The 18,503-nt window shown below is 54.9% G+C and carries 13 protein-coding genes; 4 read left to right on the plus strand and 9 right to left on the minus strand.

Annotated features, from left to right (window positions below; translation table 11 throughout):
* Positions 1-98: 98 nt before the first annotated feature.
* Positions 99-371: a YjbD family protein gene (locus CSE01S_RS17900; RefSeq protein ID WP_042291290.1), complete on the plus strand. Its 273-nt coding sequence runs from the start codon at positions 99-101 to the stop codon at positions 369-371.
* Here CSE01S_RS17900 and rluF read toward each other — a convergent pair.
* Both rluF and CSE01S_RS17910 read right to left on the minus strand, forming a co-directional pair.
* Positions 368-1,243, minus strand: coding sequence for a 23S rRNA pseudouridine(2604) synthase RluF (gene rluF / locus CSE01S_RS17905; RefSeq protein WP_042291291.1), 876 nt, complete (start codon positions 1,241-1,243; stop codon positions 368-370). The two genes, CSE01S_RS17900 and rluF, sit on opposite strands and share 4 nt — an antisense overlap.
* A 158-nt stretch (positions 1,244-1,401) precedes the next feature.
* Complete coding sequence (locus tag CSE01S_RS17910) at positions 1,402-2,361, minus strand: YbgA family protein (protein WP_042291296.1); 960 nt, start codon at positions 2,359-2,361, stop codon at positions 1,402-1,404.
* A 187-nt stretch (positions 2,362-2,548) separates the two neighbouring features.
* Between CSE01S_RS17910 and CSE01S_RS17915 the strand changes: the two genes are divergently transcribed.
* Entirely contained in the window at positions 2,549-3,079 is a 531-nt protein-coding gene (locus CSE01S_RS17915) for a lipocalin family protein (RefSeq protein ID WP_042291299.1), read from the plus strand.
* A gap of 36 nt (positions 3,080-3,115) precedes the next feature.
* Here the strand turns inward: CSE01S_RS17915 and CSE01S_RS17920 are convergent, their stop codons facing one another.
* From CSE01S_RS17920 to metH, 3 genes are all read right to left on the minus strand, one after another.
* On the minus strand, positions 3,116-5,113 hold the full coding sequence (locus CSE01S_RS17920; RefSeq protein ID WP_042291302.1) for a BCCT family transporter: 1,998 nt from the start codon (positions 5,111-5,113) through the stop codon (positions 3,116-3,118).
* Between the two features lie 243 nt (positions 5,114-5,356).
* Positions 5,357-6,991: a Na/Pi cotransporter family protein gene (locus CSE01S_RS17925; protein WP_042291306.1), complete on the minus strand. Its 1,635-nt coding sequence runs from the start codon at positions 6,989-6,991 to the stop codon at positions 5,357-5,359.
* A gap of 162 nt (positions 6,992-7,153) precedes the next feature.
* On the minus strand, positions 7,154-10,837 hold the full coding sequence (gene metH / locus CSE01S_RS17930; RefSeq protein ID WP_042291308.1) for a methionine synthase: 3,684 nt from the start codon (positions 10,835-10,837) through the stop codon (positions 7,154-7,156).
* Positions 10,838-11,033: 196 nt separating this feature from the next.
* On the opposite strand from metH, the gene iclR reads away from it, so the two are divergent.
* Positions 11,034-11,858 (plus strand): glyoxylate bypass operon transcriptional repressor IclR, encoded by an 825-nt coding sequence (iclR, locus tag CSE01S_RS17935; protein WP_042291309.1) that lies wholly within the window; start codon positions 11,034-11,036, stop codon positions 11,856-11,858.
* 36 nt (positions 11,859-11,894) lie between these two features.
* On the opposite strand, the gene aceK is transcribed toward iclR, so the two are convergent.
* The 4 genes from aceK to metA form a co-directional block, all read right to left on the minus strand.
* Positions 11,895-13,637, minus strand: a complete 1,743-nt coding sequence (gene aceK / locus CSE01S_RS17940; RefSeq protein ID WP_042291311.1) for a bifunctional isocitrate dehydrogenase kinase/phosphatase — start codon at positions 13,635-13,637, stop codon at positions 11,895-11,897.
* 105 nt (positions 13,638-13,742) lie between these two features.
* Positions 13,743-15,047: an isocitrate lyase gene (gene aceA / locus CSE01S_RS17945; RefSeq protein ID WP_042291314.1), complete on the minus strand. Its 1,305-nt coding sequence runs from the start codon at positions 15,045-15,047 to the stop codon at positions 13,743-13,745.
* Between the two features lie 31 nt (positions 15,048-15,078).
* Complete coding sequence (gene aceB, locus CSE01S_RS17950) at positions 15,079-16,680, minus strand: malate synthase A (RefSeq protein ID WP_042291316.1); 1,602 nt, start codon at positions 16,678-16,680, stop codon at positions 15,079-15,081.
* Between the two features lie 268 nt (positions 16,681-16,948).
* A complete protein-coding gene (gene metA / locus CSE01S_RS17955; RefSeq protein ID WP_042291319.1) occupies positions 16,949-17,878 on the minus strand; it encodes a homoserine O-acetyltransferase MetA in 930 nt (309 codons plus the stop codon).
* Positions 17,879-18,034: 156 nt separating this feature from the next.
* On the opposite strand from metA, the gene CSE01S_RS17960 reads away from it, so the two are divergent.
* Complete coding sequence (locus CSE01S_RS17960; protein WP_042291320.1) at positions 18,035-18,472, plus strand: acetyltransferase; 438 nt, start codon at positions 18,035-18,037, stop codon at positions 18,470-18,472.
* Positions 18,473-18,503: the final 31 nt, after the last annotated feature.

Here is an 18,503-nt window from a genome sequence, read left to right on the forward strand (position 1 = left end):
AGGCCATACAGGCCAGTTGGCGGCTTCGCTTTATCTGGCCTACAAAGCATCGTCTCTTTGCCGTACACTGGTTGCACTATCCGATTGAGGACACCCGCATGGCACTCCCCCGCATTACCCAAAAAGAGATGACGGAACGCGAGCAGCGCGAGCTGAAAACGCTGCTGGATCGCGCGCGCATTGCACATGGTCGTCCGCTGACGAACAGCGAAACCAACAGCGTGAAGAAGGAGTACATCGATAAACTGATGGCCCTGCGCGAAGCAGAAGCTAAAAAAGCCCGCCAGTTGAAGAAAAAGCAGGCTTACAAACCGGATTCAGCGGCGTCGTTCTCCTGGTCGGCGAATACGCCAACGCGCGGCCGACGTTAACGACCTTTCTTTTTACGCCCCGGCGAGGTGAAACGCTTACCGTTTGCCGCCGGGCGCGCTTTCTCTTTTTCTTTCGGTTTTTCGATCTTCACCACCGGCCGCTTTATCCCCGCGGTTTTCGGCTTCGATTTTGCCTTCGGTTTCGCTTCAGACGATGAGTTTTCGATCAGCTTAAACAACGTAATCAGTTCGTCATCCGTCAGATCGCGCCATTCGCCGAGCGGCAGCCCGGCAAGGCCCACGTTCATGATGCGCGTACGTTCAAGCTTCGTGACTTCGTAACCGAAGTATTCGCACATCCGGCGGATCTGGCGGTTCAGCCCCTGAATCAGGGTAATGCGGAACACAAATGGCGCTTCTTTTTTTACCTTACACTTTTTAGTGACCGTACCAAGGATCGGCACGCCCGCGCCCATACCACGAATAAACTCGTCGGTGATCGGCTTATCGACCGTCACCAGGTACTCTTTTTCATGATCGTTTCCGGCACGCAGGATTTTATTGACCAGATCGCCATGGTTGGTCAGGAAAATCAATCCCTGCGAGTCTTTATCCAGTCGGCCAATCGGGAACACGCGCTTACTGTGGTTAACGAAATCAACGATATTGTCACGCTCGCTGTCTTCAGTGGTGCTGACGATCCCCACCGGCTTGTTCAGGGCGATAAACACCAAATCTTCCGCTTCACGCGGCTCAATCAGCCGACCGTTGACCTTCACCACGTCGCCCGGCATCACCTGATCGCCGATGGTGGCGCGCTTGCCGTTAATGAAGACATTTCCTTGTTCGATAAAGCGGTCGGCTTCACGACGCGAGCAGATCCCGCTTTCGCTGATGTATTTATTGAGTCGGATGGATGAGTCGGGCAGCATAGTTTCTCCTGTAGACACTGCATTCTCCAGGGTGTTACTCCCTTGCCGCCTTGATACAGCCTGAATGCCGGTGTGTATTAAAAGCGAAATATACCTTACCTTTGGGGCGATAAAAAAGAACCACGTTGCTACGCCCCGCCATCACGCGCACCACCCACTCAGTTTACCGTCAGACGTAGGGCAAGATCCTGCGGGTAGGGATCAAAATAGTTTTGCGTCAGCAGGTAGCGATCCGGGTATTCGGCCAGATAGTGCTTCAGCAGCGTTAACGGGGCGAGGATCGGCAACACACCGGCGCGATAGTTAAGGATGACGTCGCGCAGCTCCCCACGCTGGCGGCTATTAAGTTGGTTACGGAAATACCCCTGGATATGCATCAGCACATTGGTGTGGTTTTTCCGCGAGGCCGGTTTTTTCAGGATCGTCATCAGCTTTTCGCGGTACACCACGAAAAACGCCTCCAGATCGTCCCATTCATGTAATGAGGCGACAAACGGCCCGATCTCGCGATACCCCGCCTGATGGTGCGCCAGCAACTGGAGTTTGTAGCGACTGTGGAAGTCCAGTAGCGCACGTCGCGTCAGGCCCGTTTCACGCAACGCGTTGAGTTCGTGCAGGGCAAATACCCGCTCAACGAAATTTTCCCGCAGCACCGGATCGTGCAGACGGCCATCTTCTTCAACGGGCAGCCAGGGATAGCTCGCCATTAAGGCGCCGGTGAACAGACCGACGCCCTCTTTACGCCCGCGATTGCCTTTTTCATCGTACAGCCGTACCCGCTCCATGCCGCAACTGGGTGATTTTGCACAGACAATAAAGCCTGCCAGATCGCCCAGACGCGAGAGATGGCTGTCGGTAAACGTCGCCATGTTGTCCGTCACATCCTCATGCGGCGCATGGCTAAAGCGCATCCGGATGTCCCCTGCCGCCGTCTGCACCAGGCGCAGCGCCGGACGCGGAACGGGCAGGCCAATCGCCATCTCCGGGCATATCGGTTTGAACGTGACCCACTGCGCCAGTTCATCCATGACAAAGCCCATACGCTTGTGGCCGCCGTCAAAACGAACGTTCGATCCGGTTAAACAGCCGCTGATACCAATAACGGGTTGCACGTTCATGCTCTTCTCCTGACTGTGAATCATAAGGCGTAATGATATTTTAGCTGCTGGGCATACTCTTATGTAACAGGCGCATAACAGTGGATAAAGATTACTCTCAATCTTCTGCCAATCACGCCGGTTTGAATGAAGCGCGAACCGTTTGCACTACACTTTACTTCCAACTGCGTAGATGAAAGGAGTTCTCATGAAGCTATGGCCTGTCGTAACCGGTGTCGCGATTGCGTTGACGCTGGTTGCCTGTAAATCCCCCACGCCGCCGAAAGGCGTTCAGCCCATTACGAATTTTGACGCCAGTCGCTATCTGGGCAAATGGTACGAAGTCGCCCGCCTGGAAAACCGCTTTGAGCGGGGGCTTGAGCAGGTGACCGCCATCTACGGCAAGCGCAGCGACGGCGGTATTAGCGTGCTTAACCGCGGTTACGACCCGGTGAAAAATATGTGGAATGAGAGCGAAGGGAAAGCCTATTTCACGGGTGAGCCAACCACGGCCGCGCTGAAAGTCTCGTTCTTCGGGCCGTTCTACGGCGGCTATAACGTGATTAAACTGGATGATAATTACCAGCACGCGCTGGTCAGCGGCCCGGACCGCAGCTATCTGTGGATCCTGTCGCGCACGCCCACTATCCCGGACGCGGTGAAGCAGGATTATCTCGCCACCGCGCGCAGTCTGGGCTTCCGGGTCGATCAACTGGTGTGGGTGAAGCAGACGCAATAAAGACTCATGCCGCCCTTCGGGACGGCATGAAAGGTATTACCGAACCAGATGCAAAAAGTGGAGATGTTTTTCATACTGGTCAAGAATGTCGTTGATGATTTGTTCCTGATTCCAGCCCATCACGTCGTAGTTTTGTCCGCCCTCTTTCAGATAAATTTCAGCACGATAATATTTATGCTGTTCATTCTGCTGCTCGTCATTTTCCAGTGCGGACAGGGCAAAGGTTGGAGAATTATACCCCCGCAACCTGACTTCATAGATGAAGTTCAGCTCGTTTCCCAGATCAACTTCCAGCCGGAGGCGATCCTCCGACGCATCGCTGATGTGGCTAAGCGTACCCTGTTTATTCAACTCTTCCTGGACCAGCACCATAGCAGGCTGGATCACATCATCCATAAAACGTTTAACCAGCGAGCGCTTCGGCAAATAGGCGATATTACGCAGCCTGCGCTGCCACGGTATCGGGTTTCTGGCGGCGGTTGGCGCAATCGTCGCCATGCTCTGGCTTTCGCGTTTGGTCAGATCCCGGCGCAGCGCTTTGAGCAAACCGTAAATCGAAATCAACAATATCGCTGAGAACGGCAGCGCACTGGCTATTGTCACCGTCTGCAACGCGCTTAGCCCACCCGCCAGCAGAAGGGCAATTGCGACAATGCCCATCAACGAGGCCCAGAAAATGCGCTGCCAGACAGGCGTATTGCTGGACCCGCCAGAGGCCAGCGTATCGACCACCATGGCGCCCGAATCGGCAGAGGTCACAAAGAAAACGATCACCATCGCCATAGCGATAAACGAAAGCGCCCCGGAAAACGGGAAATGTTCGAGGAAATTAAACAGCGCCAGGGCCACGTCCTGCTGAACGGTTGTAGCCAGATCGTTGGCGCCCTGGAACATAATCAGGTAGATAGCGCTGTTGCCAAACACGGTCATCCACATCAGCGTGAAACCGGCCGGTACAAACAGCACGCCCGTGACAAACTCCCTGATCGTTCTGCCCCGGGAAACTCGGGCGATAAACATGCCGACAAACGGAGACCAGGACAGCCACCATCCCCAGTACAGCAGCGTCCAGCCGCCCAACCAGTTACTGGACTTCGGTTCATAGGCGTACAGGTTGAATGTTTTACTCACCAGTTCCGATAAATAGCCACCGGTGTTTTCTACAAAGGACTTCAGTAAAAGCACCGTCGGCCCCAGCAGCAGAACCAACGCCAGTAGCAAAACGGCGAGACCGAGGTTCAATTCCGACAAAATACGAATACCTTTATCCAGCCCGGAAACCACTGAAATTGTCGCCAGCCCGGTAATTACCACGATCAGAATGACCTGAACCGTTTCATTTATCGGCACGTCAAAAAGATGATTAAGCCCGGCATTGACTTGCAATACGCCATAACCCAGTGACGTGGCCACCCCAAAAACGGTACCAATGACGGCAAAAATATCCACGGCATGCCCGATAGGGCCATATATGCGATCGCCAATAATGGGATAAAGCGCGGAGCGAAGCGTTAGCGGCAAGCCGTGACGATAGCTGAAAAAAGCAAGGATCAGCGCCACTATCGCGTAGATTGCCCAGGCGTGAAGCCCCCAGTGGAAAAATGTCAGACGCATCGCCTCTTTTGCCGCGGTGACGGTTTCAGGCGTACCCACCGGCGGCGAAAGGTAGTGCATGACGGGTTCAGCGACGCCAAAGAACATCAGGCCAATCCCCATCCCCGCGGAAAAGAGCATGGCGAACCACGAGTGATAGCTGAAATCCGGCTGTGCGTGGTCCGGGCCGAGCTTAATATCGCCGTAACGGGAAAGGCCAAGAAATGTCACGCTCAACAGGATCAACGCAACCGCCAGAATGTAAAACCAGCTGGCGTTGGTAAAAATGCTCTGCTGTAGCAGCTTGAAATTTTTGTCAGCGATTTCAGGAAAGATCGCTGCGAAGGCGACCAAAAGGAAAATTAACAAAGCAGACGTAAAAAATACTGCTTTGTTAATCTGGCTTTTTGATTTCAGGGGTGTCGTTTCTGTTTCACTCATAGAATATCCATTGCGTTGGAGGCTAATTTCGCATTAGGAAAAGACCTAATTACTGACATCCTAACAAAATTAATTCTAATTCTCAGGTCGTATATCCCGCAGGGTGCTCCTGAGATAAACGAATATTGAGGGTGAATCACACCGCTGAAGGTACTCACATCAGATAAATAACCACCAGGAAAATCGACGTTCACTCACTGGCCCGGCCAGCGCCACCGGGCTCGCTTTTCTCTCTCTTTACTGTCACTGATACTCGTCACGCTCGTCATCTTCATCCGGTTGCTCAAGCACGCTGTAGGCAACGGAGCAGAACAGCGAGTTCAGACGCTGCATGTCACCCAGCAGCCCCAAATGCAGAGAACTGGTTTCGATGCTTTGCACGTTCTGCTGATGCAGACGGTCGACGTGCGCGTGGGAATAGCGGCGGTTCAGTATACGAAAACGGTGCTTGCTGCGGCGCAGTCGTCGGGCGCTGGTGACGTCGCCAGAGAAGAATACCGACATCGCCAGCTGTAGGTTACTGAGCAGTTGATCGTGCAGCGCATCCAGCTCTTTTAACCCTTCGACAGAAAATGCGCGACGTGCCGCCAGCGATTTATCGGCAATTTCACTGCCCATGCGCTCGACGATATCCGATGCCTGCTCAAGGTTAAGCGACATTTCGATGATCTCCGCCCAGCGCGTAGACTCCTCTTCCGCCAGCTCTTCTTTCGGCATCCGCGCCAGATAGAGCTTGATAGCGGTATACAGCACGTTGATGTCATCCGCTATTTTGCGCAGCTCTTTCTCTTCACGCGGCTCGCCGTGCATCACCTTTTTCAGTCCAACCATCATCTGTTCCATCGCGTCGCCGATCCGCAACGCTTCCCGAGCGGCATTGGCCAGCGCCAGCGTCGGGGTATCCAGCGCGCTAACGTCCAGATGCTTCGGTTTCAGGTGCGCCTCCAGCTCCGGCTGGTCACGGATCAATCGCTGGCAAAGCCGCGCCATCGGTTCAGCGAACGGGATCATCGCCAGACAACGCACCAGGTTGTAAAAGACGTGGAAGTAGATCACCAGTTCGGACTTCGGCAGCGGCAATTCATCCATCAGGTCCGCCAGCGGATGCACGAACGGCAGAATAATCAGGCTGCCCACCAGCTTGAACAGCAAGCTACCCAGCGCCACGCGACGGGCAGCGGCATTGGCGGCGCTGTTGTTGAGCATCGCCAGCAGACCGGAGCCGAGGTTAGCGCCAATCACCAGACACAGCGCCACCGGGAACGAGATAATGCCCGCCGCCGTCAAGGTCGCGGTCAGCAGCACCGCCGCGAGACTGGAGTAACTGATGATGGCAAACATCGCGCCGATCAGCGCATCAAGCATGATATCGCCGGTCAGCGAGGCGAAAATCACCTGCACGCCGTTAGCCTGGGTGATCGGCGTGACCGCCTGGACAATCAGCTCCAGCGCCAACAGAATCAGTCCCAGACCAATACCAACACGTCCCAGTTGCCCGGCGCGGGACTGTTTGCGCCCGAGGAAGAAGATCACGCCGATAAAAATCAGCAGTGGCGACAACCACGATAAATCGAAGGTCAGAATACGCGCCATTAGCGCGGTCCCCACATCCGCTCCGAGCACAATCACCAGCGCAGGCGTCAGGGCGACCAGATCCTGAGCGACAAATGAGGTGACCAGCATCGTCGTGGCATTACTGCTTTGCACCAGCGCAGTGACGCCAATCCCCGCACAGAAGGCGAGTGGTTTCTTTTCTACACTACGGCTGAGGACGGTACGCAAGCGCGCGCCAAATACGCGCATCACGCCGGTACGCACAATATGGGTGCCCCACACCAGCAGGGCGACAGCAGAAAGCAGGTGTAACAGCGTTAACACGGAATCAGGTACTCCTTATATTTATATGTTTTCCTGAGGCTCATTAGCGATAAATTTTGCGCAGCGCCTGCCTTGAGTATAAGGGTTTAATTGTAAGAAAGAGACAGGGCGCTCAATGAGCGCCCCGGGAGTTGTAAGGAAACGTGACTTCAGTCTGACGGGTCAGTCCGCATCGTAGCCCAGATTAGGCGCCAGCCAGCGCTCCACTTCCGTTACGCTCATTCCTTTGCGGAACGCGTAATCTTCCACCTGATCGCGCTGAATTTGCGCCACCGCGAAGTACTTGCTGTCCGGATGGCTGAAGTACCAGCCTGATACCGACGCCCCAGGCCACATGGCAAAGGACTCGGTGAGCTTCATGCCGGTATGCTGTTCAACGTCCAGCAACTGCCAGATGGTGCCCTTCTCGGTATGTTCCGGGCAGGCAGGATACCCCGGCGCCGGACGGATCCCCTGGTAATTTTCGCGGATGAGATCCTCATTGCTGAGGTTTTCATTTGCCGCATAGCCCCAGTGCACCTTGCGCACACGTTCATGCAGGTACTCGGCGAACGCTTCCGCCAGGCGGTCGGCAATCGCTTTTACCATGATTTTGTTGTAGTCATCGTGCTGGGCCTCGAACGCGTCCGCCAGCGCGTCCTCTTCAAGCCCGCCGGTCACCGCGAAGGCGCCAATATAGTCGGCTTTGCCGGACAGCTTCGGCGCGACGAAATCGGCCAGGCAGTAGTTGGCAAAACCCACTTTTTCGGTTTGCTGTCGCAGATGATGGCTGACCGCAAGCACATGGGTGCGGGTTTCATCGCGGTAGATCTCGATATCGTCACCGATACGGTTCGCCGGGAACAGGCCGACCACACCGCGCGGGTTGAGCGTTTTCTCAGCGCTGAGTTTATCCAGCATGTCGTTGGCGTCTTTAAACAGGCGTTTTGCCTCCTCGCCCACCACTTCATCTTCAAGAATGCGCGGATATTTCCCGGCCAGCGACCAGGTCATGAAGAATGGCGTCCAGTCGATGTAATTACGCAGCGTTTCGATGCTCGCCTCTACTTCCTGTACGCCCAGACGGTGCGCCACCGGCGGCGTGTAGCTTGCCCAGTCGAAAGCCAGATCGTTATCCCGCGCGGCAGCCAGCGAGACAGGCGGCGTGCGCGGTTTTTTACGCCCGTGCTGAATACGTACGGTTTCGTACTCTTTACGGGTACGGGCGACAAACTCATCGCGTTGAGTGTCCGACAGGAGCGCCGCCACCACGCCCACCGTGCGCGAGGCATTCTGCACGTAAACCGTCGGGCCGCTGTAGTTCTGCTCGATCTTCACCGCCGTGTGCGCTTTTGAGGTGGTCGCGCCGCCAATCAGCAGCGGAATGGTAAAGCCCTGACGCTCCATCTCTTTCGCCACATTCACCATTTCATCCAGCGACGGGGTGATCAGGCCGGAAAGGCCGATCAGATCGGCATTCACCTCTTTCGCGGTTTTGAGGATTTTCTCCGCCGGAACCATCACGCCGAGATCGACAATTTCGTAGTTATTACACTGTAAAACGACGCCGACAATGTTTTTGCCAATGTCATGAACGTCGCCTTTCACCGTGGCGATGACCATCTTGCCATTGCTCGAGCCCTGCTCTTTACTGGCTTCAATAAACGGCTCCAGATACGCCACCGCCTGCTTCATCACGCGGGCGGATTTGACCACCTGCGGCAGAAACATCTTCCCTTCGCCAAACAGATCGCCGACCACGTTCATGCCGTCCATCAGCGGTCCTTCAATCACTTCAATCGGGCGGGCAGCCTGCTGACGGGCTTCTTCGGTATCCTGTTCGATAAATTCGGTGATGCCTTTCACCAGCGAGTATTCGAGGCGCTTTTTCACATCCCAGCTTCGCCACTCCGCCTGCTGGGCGTTGGCGGAATCATCAGCCTTGCTGCCGCGATATTTTTCCGCCAGTTCCAGCAGTCGCTCGGTGCCATCATCGCGACGGTTGAGGATCACATCCTCTACCGCATCGCGCAGTTCCGTCGGCAAATCGTCGTAAATCGCCAGTTGTCCGGCGTTGACGATCCCCATATCCATACCGTTGCGAATGGCGTAGTAGAGGAATACCGCATGAATCGCCTCGCGCACCGGGTCGTTGCCGCGAAACGAGAACGAGACGTTAGAAACGCCGCCGGAGATCAGCGCGTGCGGCAATTCGCGTTTAATGTCTTCACACGCGCCAATAAAATCCTGCGCGTAGTTGTTGTGCTCCTCGATTCCGGTGGCGACAGCGAAAATGTTCGGGTCGAAGATAATGTCTTCCGGCGGGAAGCCCACCTCTTCGGTCAAAATTTTGTACGCGCGGCGACAAATCTCGATTTTACGCGCGCGGGTATCCGCCTGGCCCTGCTCATCAAACGCCATGACTACCACCGCCGCACCGTAGCGGCGCAGCAGCTTCGCATGATGGATGAAGGTTTCAACCCCCTCTTTCATCGAGATGGAGTTGACGATGCCTTTACCCTGAATGCACTTCAGCCCTTTTTCGATCACCTCCCATTTAGAGGAGTCGATCATGATCGGCACGCGGGCGATGTCTGGCTCCCCGGCGATCAGGTTGAGAAAACGTACCATCGCCGCTTCGGCGTCGAGCATCCCCTCGTCCATGTTGATATCGATGATCTGCGCGCCGCTCTCTACCTGCTGACGGGCGACATCCAGCGCCTCGCTGTATTTTTCTTCTTTGATCAGGCGCTTGAACTTCGCTGAACCCGTAACGTTGGTACGCTCGCCGACGTTCACAAACAGACTGTCGTCGCCAATGTTAAGCGGTTCAAGCCCCGACAACCGGCAGGCGATAGCAATGTCCGGCAGTTTACGCGGCGGTAAGCCTTCTACCGCGCGGCTCATGGCGGCAATATGTTCCGGCGTGGTACCACAGCAGCCGCCGACGATATTCAGGAAGCCCGCTTGCGCCCATTCGCGGATTTGCTTCGCCATGGTATCGGCATCAAGATCGTACTCGCCGAAGGCGTTAGGCAGTCCGGCGTTCGGGTGGGCAGTGACGTAGCATTCGGCGATACGCGACAGTTCCTGCACGTACTGGCGCAGCTCATCCGGTCCCAGTGCGCAGTTCAGGCCAAAAGTGAGCGCTTCGGCGTGGCGCAACGAATTGTAAAACGCTTCGGTTGTCTGGCCGGAAAGCGTGCGTCCGGAGGCGTCGGTGATAGTGCCGGAAATCATAATCGGCAATTCCACGCCCAGCGCCTCAAATTCTTCTTTCACGGCGAATATCGCCGCTTTCGCATTCAGCGTATCGAAAACCGTTTCGATCAGAATGAGGTCTGCACCGCCTTCCACCAGCGCCCGCGTGGATTCACGGTAGGCCGCCACCAGTTGATCGAAAGAGATATTACGGAACGCCGGGTCGTTCACATCGGGCGAGATGGAGGCCGTGCGGTTAGTGGGGCCGAGGACGCCAGCCACATAGCGCGGTTTTTCCGGCGTGCGCGCCGTCCACTCATCGGCACAGGCTCGCGCCAGCTTCGCGGCAGCAAAGTTAATTTCCGCCGACAGCGACTCCATCTGATAATCCGCCATCGCGATGGTCGTGGAGTTAAACGTGTTGGTTTCGATGATATCCGCGCCTGCGTCAAAATAAGCGTCATGGATAGCGCGGATAACGTCCGGTTTGCTGAGCACCAGCAGATCGTTATTCCCTTTCAGGTCGCAAGGCCAGTTGGCAAAACGGTCACCACGAAAATCGGCTTCGCTCAGACGGTAGCTCTGGATCATCGTGCCCATACCGCCGTCCAGCACCAGAATACGTTCATTTAACTGCGCACGCAGTTGTTCAACTTTGCTGCTCACACTTGCTCCCGACAACGCTCAACCAGACCAAAAAAATCTCAACAGGTCATACTGGCACAAACGGAAGAGGTGGAAAAGAGAACAACAGACAACATGAGACATGTTCAGCTTCACTCATCCGATCAGTTTAAGTCTGCTTGCATTATAATTGAATAAAACGAAAATGATTTCCACGATACAGAAAAAGGAGTCAGCCATGGTTGCCACCGTTCCCGCGAAACGCGGTAGAAAACCCGCCGCGACGACAGCCCCCGCCGCCGGACAGGTTCAGTCGCTCACCCGTGGCCTGAAGCTGCTGGAATGGATCGCGGAGTCCAACGGTAGCGTGGCATTGACCGAGCTGGCGCAGCAGGCAGGCTTACCCAATTCCACGACCCACCGCCTGCTGACCACCATGCAGCAGCAGGGTTTCGTCCGTCAGGTTGGCGATCTCGGTCACTGGGCGGTCGGCGCGCATGCGTTCATTGTCGGCAGCAGCTTTCTGCAAAGCCGCAATCTGCTGGCGATTGTCCACCCAATCCTGCGACGTCTGATGGAAGATTCCGGCGAGACGGTGAATCTGGCGGTGCTGGATCAAAGCGACCATCAGGCGATTATTATCGACCAGGTGCAGTGTACTCAACTGATGCGCATGTCAGCGCCTATCGGCGGCAAGCTGCCGATGCACGCCTCCGGCGCGGGCAAAGCGTTCCTTTCCCAACTCAGCGAGGAGCAGGTCACCAGTCTGCTGCACCGTAAAGGACTGCATGCCTATACCCATGCTACGCTGGTGTCGCCTGTCCATCTGAAGGACGATCTCGCCCAGACCCGTAAGCGCGGCTATTCGTTTGATGATGAAGAACACGCGCTGGGCCTGCGCTGCGTGGCATCGTGCATTTATGATGAGCATCGCGAGCCGTTCGCCGCCATTTCGATTTCCGGCCCGATTTCGCGCATCACCGATGACCGCGTGACTGAGTTTGGCGCGATGGTGATCAAGGCGGCGAAGGAAGTGACGCTGGCATACGGTGGAATTCGTTAAGCCCGGTTTACCGGGTGGCGACGCGCCCTTTCCGGCCTACGCCGGCTCCGCAGAACCGGCGTACCGCACGCAAAACCGCTGCTTACGCCGGTAAGCATAGACATCCTCTACATGCCCTTCCCGTATACGCGTCTGTAACGCTCGCCAGTAGTCGGCGCGAAACAGGTCGGCATGCATCTCTTCAAACAACGGTCCGATGCGCGGATCGGCGCACAGCCAGTGGCGAAATTCTTCCGGAAACACATCGCCCGGCGATACGCTGTACCAGGGTTCGGCGCTCAACTCATCTTCCGGATACCGCGCTTGCGGGATATCGCGGAAATTGACCTCTGTCATGTAGCAAATCTCATCGTAGTCGTAAAACACCACGCGGCCATGACGGGTAACGCCAAAGTTTTTAAACAGCATGTCGCCGGGAAAAATATTGGCGGCGGCAAGCTGGCGAATGGCGTTGCCGTACTCCTCAATGGCGTCACGCAACTGCTGGCCATCAACCTGCTCAAGCCAGATATTCAGCGGTACCATTCGCCGTTCAATATACAAATGACGAATGATAATGTGATCGCCAAGGTCGGTGATTTTCTCCGGCGCTTCTTCACGCAATAGCGACAATAACGCCAGGTCGATTTGCCGTTTCTCCAGCACGAAGTTTTCAAACTCCTGGGTATCTGCCATACGCCCGACGCGATCGTGCTCTTTCACCAGTTGATAGCAGGCGCGAACATGGGCGGCAGACATCTCTTTTTGCGGGGCAAATTTATCTTTGATGATTTTGAAGACCCGGTCGAATCCCGGCAGGGTAAACACCAGCATCACCATCCCACGGATGCCCGGCGCTTCAATAAACTGTTCGTCGCAACTGCGCAAGTACAGTAAATACTCGCGATAGCTTTCGGTCTTGGCGTGCTTCTGGCAGCCGATCGCCATATACAGTTCGGCGGTGGTTTTCCCCGGCAGGATCTCGCGTAACCACTCCACCAGCGCGGCGGGCAGCGGCGCGTACACCATAAAATAGGAGCGGGCGAAGCCAAACACGATGCTGGCTTCCGCCGTAGTGGTCAGGCAGGCGTCGACAAACAGTTCGCCTTCATCAGTGCGATGAATCGGCAGCAGGAACGGCAAAGTGCCCTCGGGCATGACCAGCTTACCCACCAGCCAGGCCGCCTTGTTGCGATAAAACAGTTCGTTCGCCACCTGCAAATGGCTACGGGATAACACATCCGCGCCAAAGGTTTCCGTCAGATGCAGGGTGATATAGCGAATATCACGGCTTTTATTTTGCCACGGCAGACGCAGAGGGAGATCGCTGAGCACGCGCGTTAATAGCGCTTCCCAGCCGTGATCGGGAAAGAAATCTTTCGCCAGCGGGCGAGGAATGGTACGAAAGCGCCGCTCCGGCTGGGAGCTGAAGATAAACAGCCGCTCGGGGGTCAGCGAACGGTGATCGAATAACCGGCAGTAGACGGAGTTAAAAAAGCTCTCCGCTATCTCGAAGCGTGGATAGTCTGGTAACAGCCGGGTGTAGTGTTCTTTTACCCGCAGCAAAAAATCCGCATCGGTACTTTTGCCGTCGGTGATGCAGCGCAACTGTTCCACTACCAGACCAACATGGTGATCGTAAAGATGGATACGCTGTTTCATGGCCTGCTGAACCGCGTGCCAGTCAGCCTGTTCGAAGCGCTGCTGCGCCCCGGAAGTCACTTCCAGAAACCGACCATACTGGGCGTCAAAGCCTTGCAGAATGGTTTGTGCAATCAGTAATTCCAGGCCACGCGTCATCGCTTCTCCCCATCCTGCACATGATCATGCCAGATGGCGCATTCGCTTATCCGGCCTACAGGTTATCGTAGACCCGGTAAGCGCGCGCCACCGGACATCAGGTCATCAGAACTGCGACTCTTCTGTCGACCCGGTTAATGCGGTAACCGATGACGCGCCGCCCTGAATAATGGTGGTGACTTTATCGAAATAACCGGTACCCACTTCCTGCTGATGAGAAACAAAGGTATAGCCCTCTTTACCGGCGGCGAATTCCGGCTGCTGCACTTTCTCAACGTAGTGCTTCATGCCTTCGCCCTGCGCATAAGCATGTGCCAGATCGAACATGTTGAACCACATGCTGTGGATCCCGGCTAAAGTGATGAACTGATATTTGTAGCCCATATCCGACAGTTGCTGCTGGAAGCTGGCGATGGTCGTATCATCCAGATTCTTCTGCCAGTTAAATGACGGCGAGCAGTTGTAGGCCAGCAGTTTGCCTGGATATTTGGCGTGGATGGCCTCGGCAAAGCGTTTCGCCAGCGCCAGATCCGGCGTGGAGGTTTCACACCACACCAGATCGGCATACGGGGCGTAGGCCAGACCACGACTGATTGCCTGCTCGATCCCTGCGCGGGTGCGGAAAAACCCTTCGCTGGTGCGCTCGCCGGTAATAAATTCGCTATCGTACGGATCGCAGTCGGAGGTAATCAGATCCGCCGCGTCGGCGTCAGTACGGGCAATCAGCAGCGTAGGCACGCCCATCACATCCGCCGCCAGACGCGCGGCAACCAGTTTCTGGATCGCTTCCTGCGTCGGCACCAGCACCTTGCCGCCCATGTGACCGCATTTCTTGACGGAAGCCAGCTGATCTTCAAAGTGAACGGCCGCTGCACCGGCTTCAATCATCGATTTCATCAGCTCAAACGCGTTTAACACGCCGCCAAAACCGGCTTCCGCATCCGCCACGATCGGCAGGAAGTAGTCCACATAGCGCGGATCGTTTGGTTCAATCCCGCTGGACCACTGGATCTGATCCGCACGACGAAACGTATTGTTGATCCGATCCACCACCGCCGGTACCGAGTTCGCCGGATACAGCGATTGATCCGGGTACATGCTGGAGGCCAGGTTAGCATCCGCCGCCACCTGCCAGCCTGACAGATAGACCGCCTCAATACCGGCTTTCGCCTGCTGCAGCGCCTGCCCACCGGTCAGCGCGCCGAGGCTGTTGATGTAACCTTTTTTCGCCTCACCTTGCAGCAAGCGCCACATTTTCGCCGCGCCAAGCTGTGCCAGCGTGCATTCCGGATTGACCGAGCCGCGTAATTTCACCACTTCCTCCGCGCTATAAGGGCGACGAATGCCTTCCCAGCGCGGTTGTGTCCATTCTTTTTGTAATTCTTCAATTTGTTGGGTACGGGTTTTCATGTGCAGATGCTCCATATTGTTATGTGGTGAATTACGCCAGGAAGCGGTATCCCGGCAGGGTCAGGAAATCGATTAACTCATCTGATGTGGTGATTTGCTCCATCAGGCGCGCAGCGTCATCGAAACGCCCGCTGCTGTAACGGTGCTCGCCCAGCTCGTCCTGGATCACCCGCATCTCTTCGGCCAGCATCTGGCGGAACAGCGCTTTGGTTACCGGCTTGCCGTTGCTGAGGGTTTTTTCGTGGTGGATCCACTGCCAGATGGAGGTGCGGGAAATTTCCGCCGTCGCCGCATCTTCCATCAGGCCGTAAATCGGTACGCAGCCGTTACCGGAGATCCACGCCTCGATATACTGCACTGCCACGCGAATGTTGGCGCGCATCCCTTCTTCAGTACGCTCTCCTTCACACGGCGCCAGAAGCTGTTCGGCAGTGATTGGCGCATCCTCCTCACGGGTGACGAAAAGCTGGTTTTTGTTTTCACCCAGCACCTCGTTAAACACTGCCATTGCGGTATCCGCCAGCCCCGGATGTGCAATCCAGGTGCCGTCGTGGCCGTTTTTCGCCTCCAGCGCTTTATCCGCTTTTACCTTTTCGAGCACCTGATTATTACGCTCGGCATCTTTGCTCGGAATAAACGCCGCCATGCCGCCCATCGCGAACGCGCCGCGCTTGTGGCAAGTTTTTATCAGCAGGCGTGAGTAGGCGCTGAGGAAGGGTTTATCCATTGTCACCACCTGGCGGTCCGGCAGGACGCGATCCGGATGATTTTTCAACGTTTTTATATAGCTGAAGATATAATCCCAGCGGCCACAATTCAGACCAACAATGTGGTCACGCAGCGCGTGGAGGATTTCATCCATTTGAAAAACAGCAGGCAGCGTTTCTATGAGCAGAGTCGCTTTAATGGTGCCGCGTGGCAGATTGAAGCGATCTTCTGCGTAGCTAAAGACTTCACTCCACCATGCCGCTTCTTGCCAGGCCTGCGTTTTCGGCAAATAGAAGTAGGGGCCGCTGCCTTTGGCCAGCAGCGCCTGATAGTTGTGGAAGAAATAGAGCGCAAAGTCGAACAGGCTGCCCGGGATCGCCTCGCCGCGCCAGGTGACGTGTTTTTCCGGCAAATGCAGACCGCGAACGCGGCAGATGAGTAACGCCGGATCGGGCTTGAGTTGGTAAATTTTACCGGCTTCGTTGGTGTAGCTGATGGTGCCATTGACCGCGTCGCGCAGGTTAATATGTCCGTCGATCACTTTGCTCCATTCCGGCGCCAGTGAATCCTCAAAATCGGCCATAAACACCTTCACGTTGGCATTCAGGGCATTAATAACCATCTTGCGCTCAACCGGTCCGGTGATCTCAACGCGTCGATCCTGTAAATCCGCCGGGATGCCGCGAATCGTCCAGTTACCCTCACGAATGGAAGTCGTTTCCGAAATAAAATCTGGCAGATTACCGTTGTCAATATCCTGCTGTTGCTGGATGCGCGCCGCGAGCAGCTTGTTGCGTTTGGGCGTGAAACGCGTCACCAGTTCAGTCAGAAAAGCCACTGCTTCTTCGGTGAGGATTTGCTTCTCCGGCTCGCCATACGGCCTGGTGAAGGTCAGTTCATCGGTGGTCGTCGCCTGTTGATTCATTCTTAAGCTCCTCGTCATGGATCACATTACATCCCCAATGCGAACGAAGGATCGTTGTGCGCTTTTCGTTCAGCACAACTAAGACTACTCAATTAAATTTCAAAATCAAAAACAATTTCCATTTTTAATTTAATTATCAAGCAACTTATTGATAACATTAATAATAAAGTTTAATTACAAGATGAAGTGAATTTCGGAAATAAAAAAGGCACCCGAAGGTGCCTGATGCAAGCTGCTGAAACGCTTTAGGATCGTCAGCGGCAGAAGATTAATCCAGTGTTGGATTCATGTGACGCAGATCGTACGGGGTAATCTGATAGACGTAATAGTTGAGCCAGTTGGTAAACAGTAAATTTCCATGGCTTCGCCAGGTGGCGCGCGGTTTGTTTTGCGGATCGTTTTTAGGGAAGTAATTATACGGTACGTCCGGATTCAGCCCGGCTTCAACATCACGAAAATATTCGCTGGCAAGCGTGTGCGCATCGTATTCCGGATGGCCGGTCACAAAGGCAATGCGTTTATCTTTGCTGGCAAAAAGATAGGCGTCTCCATCCTCTGTTTCTGCGAGGATCTCGAGATCGGTATAGTCACGAATCAGCGCCGCCGGAAAGTCAGCATAGCGCGAGTGCGGCGCAAGGAAGGAATCATCAAAACCGCGCGTCAGCAAGGCATGGGGATGCAAGATGTGATGTTCATAGACGCCAGACAGTTTATCGGCGCGAGTTTGCTTGGGAATACCGTAAAGGATGTTAAGCGCAGCCTGTACCGCCCAACAGACAAACAGTGTCGAGGTCACATGATCTTTCGCCCATTCCAGAACCTGTTTGATCTGCGGCCAGTAAGCGACATCGTTAAACTCAACCAGCCCCAGCGGTGCGCCAGTGACAATCAGTCCATCGAAGTTGTGATCGCAGATATCTTCAAAGTTGCAATAAAAGTTATTCAGATGCTCTGCTGGCGTGTTGCGCGACTCACGCGCGTCGATCCTGAGCAACTGGATATCCACCTGCAGCGGCGAATTGGAAAGCAGGCGCAGGAACTGATTTTCAGTTTCGATTTTCTTCGGCATCAGGTTGAGAATAAGTACCTTCAGCGGACGAATTTCCTGACCTGACGCGCGGGAAGACGTCATCACAAAGACGTTTTCCTCACGCAAGAAATTGACGGCGGGTAGCTCGTCCTGCACGCGAATCGGCATAACCTGATAACCTCACAACATACGTTTATACGTTTAGACATCCAGATAGCCGAAGATACCGAGAAATCAGCAAAATGTCGAGCCTGCATGTTGAAGGTGAGAAAGTTTCACGTCGGTAAGTGCGTTAGACTATAAGCGTGAAGAAAAGGAGAAAGTATGGTTATTAACATTCGCCGATCGCGACATGATGATGGGGATAAGTTGGTCAAGATCTGGTGTCGTTCAGTCGATGCCACGCATGATTTTCTGTCAAAAGCGTATCGAGCCGAGCTTGAGGAACTGGTGAAATCATTTCTGCCAGAAGCGCCGTTATGGGTGGCCGTCGATGAAAAGGATGTCCCTGTGGCCTTTATGCTGCTGACCGGTGAACATATGGATGCGCTGTTTGTGGATCCAGACGTTCGCGGATGTGGAATTGGAAAATTATTGATTGAACATGCACTTACACTGGCCCCGGAGCTCACAACCAATGTTAACGAACAGAATGCGCAGGCAGTGGGATTCTATAAAAAAATGGGGTTTACAGTAACGGGCCGTTCAGAAGTGGACGATCTGGGAAAACCGTACCCGTTGTTGAATTTAGTATATCGATAGGTCAGATCGCGTTGGATGGTGTAGACCAGCG

Origin of the sequence: Citrobacter sedlakii NBRC 105722 (genome assembly GCF_000759835.1) — a bacterium.
Classification (GTDB): domain Bacteria; phylum Pseudomonadota; class Gammaproteobacteria; order Enterobacterales; family Enterobacteriaceae; genus Citrobacter_A; species Citrobacter_A sedlakii.